The organism is Polaromonas sp. P3_C2, assembly GCF_056402675.1.
Window position 1 is genome coordinate 1 of record NZ_JBFUGX010000399.1, and the last position, 3,941, is coordinate 3,941.

4 protein-coding genes are annotated in these 3,941 nt (G+C 61.0%); 1 reads left to right on the forward strand and 3 read right to left on the reverse strand.

Annotated features, from left to right (window positions below):
• The 3 genes from AC1DWI_RS15860 to AC1DWI_RS15870 all read right to left on the reverse strand — a co-directional run.
• Window positions 1-388: thioredoxin domain-containing protein (locus tag AC1DWI_RS15860; protein WP_477725186.1), on the reverse strand; the 388-nt coding region annotated here is incomplete at its 3' end.
• Entirely contained in the window at window positions 385-1,119 is a 735-nt protein-coding gene (locus AC1DWI_RS15865) for an alpha/beta fold hydrolase (protein ID WP_477668880.1), read from the reverse strand. The genes AC1DWI_RS15865 and AC1DWI_RS15860, both read right to left, overlap by 4 nt.
• Window positions 1,120-1,149: 30 nt before the next feature.
• Complete coding sequence (locus AC1DWI_RS15870; RefSeq protein ID WP_477668879.1) at window positions 1,150-2,382, reverse strand: CaiB/BaiF CoA transferase family protein; 1,233 nt, start codon at window positions 2,380-2,382, stop codon at window positions 1,150-1,152.
• A 775-nt stretch (window positions 2,383-3,157) separates the two neighbouring features.
• Between AC1DWI_RS15870 and AC1DWI_RS15875 the strand changes: the two genes are divergently transcribed.
• Window positions 3,158-3,941, forward strand: a 784-nt coding sequence (locus AC1DWI_RS15875) for a hypothetical protein (protein ID WP_477725187.1), incomplete at its 3' end; no start/stop codon positions are given.

Sequence of the window (3,941 nt, forward strand, 5' to 3'; positions counted from 1 at the left end):
CCGCCAGGTCTTGCCCGGCCGGGCCCAGAAACAGCACCGTGGGGGTGAAGCCGGCCTTCCATGCCGCAACCTGGGCGGCGGCCGTCGTCACCTGGCCGTCAAAGCCGGTCAGCGGTGTCGCGCGGTCGCTGATGTTGAGCTGCCAGGCGTGCAGGCTGCCATCGCGTTGCCCCGGCAACAGGTAGTTGCGCCGCACCAGTTCGCAGAAGGGGCAGCCGGGCAGGCTGACCAACAGCACCAGTGGTTCATTTTTGGCGAAGGCGATTCCAGCGGCCGCCGGCAAAGAGGCCGGCACAGGCAGGGCCGTGTCTTTGGCCAGCGCGAGCTGGGGCACGGCCAGCCCGGCTGCCAGCACGGCAGTGAACTGGCGGCGGCTCACCAGGGTCATTCAGCGCTTTCCAGCAAAATCTTCGTCAGCGCAGCCGGTTCGCTGATCATGGGGTCATGGCCRGTCTTGATCTCCACCACGCGCGAATTCGGCAGCCATGCACCGTCCCAGAACTTGGCGTCCTTCACGCGCAGCCGGCTCGGCTCAATCGTGGCCAGTGCCGGCTGCGTGCAGCTGACAAAGGTGCGCGGCACAGCGGCCACGCGCTTCACGTCAAAGTCCAGCGGTGCCTGGTAGGTATTGCCGGGGTGCGGCGTCTGTCGGCGCTTGACCCATTCACGGTCGGCATCGTGCAGGCCGAACACCTCCGGGTCGGGCGCCGGAAAGCTGAAGCTGGGTGAAGCTTGCGCCGCCGCCATGCGCTGCTGCTGCGTGGCGCTGGCCTGCGTGCTGCTCCAGCTCTCGCCGGGCTTGGGCACCACCGCATCCACATACACCAGGTGCTTGATGCGGTCGGGCATGCGGTCAGTGACGGCCGTGCCGATCATGCCGGCATAGGAATGCACCGCGAGCGTCACCTCGTGCAGCTCTTCCGCTTCGATCAGGTTGATCACGTCGTTGATGTGCGTGTCCAGGTTGATCGTGGGTGAGAGCAAATGGGCGCGCTCGCCCAGGCCGGTCAGTGTCGGCGTGAACACCTTGTGGTGGTCCAGCTGCAGTGCCTGCGCCACGCGCCGCCAGCACCAGCCGCCATGCCACGCGCCGTGCACCAGAACAAAATTGTGTTTCATCGAGTCACCTCTTTGTGGAAGGTTGCTGCATCAAATGGTTTTGCCACCCTTCAGTTCAGACAGCTTGGCGTCTGAATAGTTCAGCACGCCGCGCAGCACCTCTTCGGTGTGCTGGCCCAGCAGCGGCGGCGGCAGGTCGGTGCGCACCGGCGTCGCGCTCAGGCGCATCGGGCTGGAGACCAGCTTCAAGTCATCTTTCACCGGGTGCTGCCACTCGGTGACCATTTTGCGCGCCTCGATCTGCGGGTCGGCAAACACCTCAGCCAGGCTGTTGATGGCACCGCACGGCACCTTGGCCGCTTCCAGCGCGCCCAGCCAGTCGGCCTTGCTGCGCGTTTTCATCACCGCTTCCAGGATCGGCACCAGCTGGCCGCGGTTCAACACGCGGTCGCGGTTCTTGGCAAAGAGCGGGTTGGTGGCCAGCTCCGGAATGTTGGCCACCGCGCAGAACTTCGCATACTGCGAGTCATTGCCCACCGCGAGGATCAAGTGATCTTTGCTGCCATCCGCGGCCGGGGCCACTTCAAACACCTGGTAAGGCACGATGTTCTGGTGCGCATTGCCCGCACGGCCCGGCGCCTTGCCGCTGACCAGGTAGTTGGCGCCCAGGTTGGCCAACATCGCCACTTGCGTGTCCAGCAGTGCCATGTCCACCTGCTGGCCCTCACCGGTTTTCTCGGCATGGCGCAACGCAGCAAGAATCGCCACCGTCGCATACATCCCCGTCATCAAATCCGCCACCGCCACGCCCACCTTCTGCGGCCCGCCGCCCAGGTCGTCACGCTCACCCGTCACACTCATCAGACCGCCCATGCCCTGGATCGCGTAGTCATAGCCGGCACGGTCGGCATAAGGCCCCGTCTGGCCGAACCCGGTGACAGAGCAGTAAACCAGGCGCGGGTTGATCGCTTTCAGCGACGCATAGTCCAGCCCATAGCGCGCCATGTCGCCCACCTTGAAGTTCTCGACAAACACATCGCAATGCGCCGCCAGCTCACGCACCAGTGCCTGGCCTGCGGGTTGGGCAATGTCGCAGGTGACGGAGCGCTTGTTGCGATTCGTGCCCAGGTAATAAGCGGCTTCGGTATCCGCTCCCTGCGCATCCTTCAAAAACGGCGGCCCCCAGGTCCGCGTGTCGTCACCCGTGCCGGGCCGTTCAATCTTGATGACGTCGGCGCCGAGGTCGGCGAGTGTCTGGGTACACCAGGGGCCTGCGAGTACGCGGGAGAGGTCGAGGATGCGGATGCCGGATAGGGAGTTCATGGGGGCATTTTGCCCTCATGAAGGCTGCTAGCCATCGCGCCGCCATTTCCCAGGGAGCGCGGGAGGAAAACAGGCTGGTCGGTGTCCGTTCAGGACTTTGGCTGTTACTCCTTCTCCCTCTGGGAGAAGGTTGGGATGAGGGCTGTCGGCCAGCGTCGTACTGCAGCCTGAATCAATCGATATGTCTTGTATGGCAWAGACTTGCCTGACAGCTCCTCCGATTGGAGGATGACCTCAGCCGTGACTGACCAACCCGGAATGCATTGCCCGCGATGGGTGTTTTAGACATCTATCTAGAGGATGACAGGCAGTGGCAATCGACGTTTAATTATTGCGGCAACAGCACCACTGCAACGATGTTTACATAGGAGTTCACGATGACTGACGCGACCCAATCCCCCTCGCCTCCGCCTCCGCCTCCGCCTCCGCCTCCGCCTCCGCATTCACCGCCGACACCAAATAACCGGCCGACAACCGAAACGCCATTTCGCGGATTCGGCTCAGCAAAGAAGAACTCGCGACGCTAAAAAGGAGAGACCATGTCATCGATATCTGCAATCGGCCGAAATCCGAATCCTGATCCGCGTCCTCATCCATCTCCGCAGCCAATTCCTGAACGAAAGGATTCCCCTTTCCGCGGTTTCGGCTCGGCGCTGCGTAAAAAGCGAAAGGACTAACTGCCATGTTTAACAAAGGATGTGTGACGTGTCGGCTCCGAGTTTTACGATTCGGGTGGAGGATCCTTGCGCCAAACAACAACAATTCTCAGGTTGCGTTGGCCATTGTGGTCATTGCCTTCTCTTCGCTTATCGGTCTCCTTTGCGCCTTCATGTATGGTTTGGCGTCGCGCAGTACCGGAGGTTGGAACAGTCTTACCGGTGGATTTGTGGCCGTGCTTGCATGCGTCGGTGCCTTTTCGGCTGGTGGGATGCTCGGGTTGCTGTTTGGATCGCCCAACTGGGGCGGTGCAGGCGTGCAGGTGAAAGAAGGCAATGGCGAGAAACCGCAGCAGGGGATCCGCCCCAATACGAGTTTGGAACGCATCGCCGATTGGCTGACAACGATGATTGTGGGTCTGAGCCTGGTGAATTTGAGAGCCATCGAAGAGCGCTCCAACGTCCTTGGGGTGTGGTTGACGCAGGCGATTTCGGGAAGCACTAGTGCCGGCAATGGAACGCCTGGCATCGTCATTGCCAYTTCTTTCGCATTTTTCGGCTTCCTGCTCGTTTACCTATGGGCCATGCGGTTCTTGCCAGCTGAGTTGCGCAGTTCATATTCTGATCTGTCGGCACAGATGCAGGACATCAAAAGCAGCATCAACGATATCGAAGTCAAATTCCGAAAGGAACCCCTTTACAAAGTACCCGCGGACACACTGACTAGAACGGAAACAAGGCTGATGGCCGAAGGTGTGGACGAAGCAACTATCAAGGAGGTGACTCGTCGTTACTCTGCCGCGCAAGCGATAGACGACGAACCCATGAAGGATTTCGGACCTACTGATGCACAGGGCTATCGCGTATTGGTCAAGGTGAGTAATGTGGGCGGTAGACAGTGCC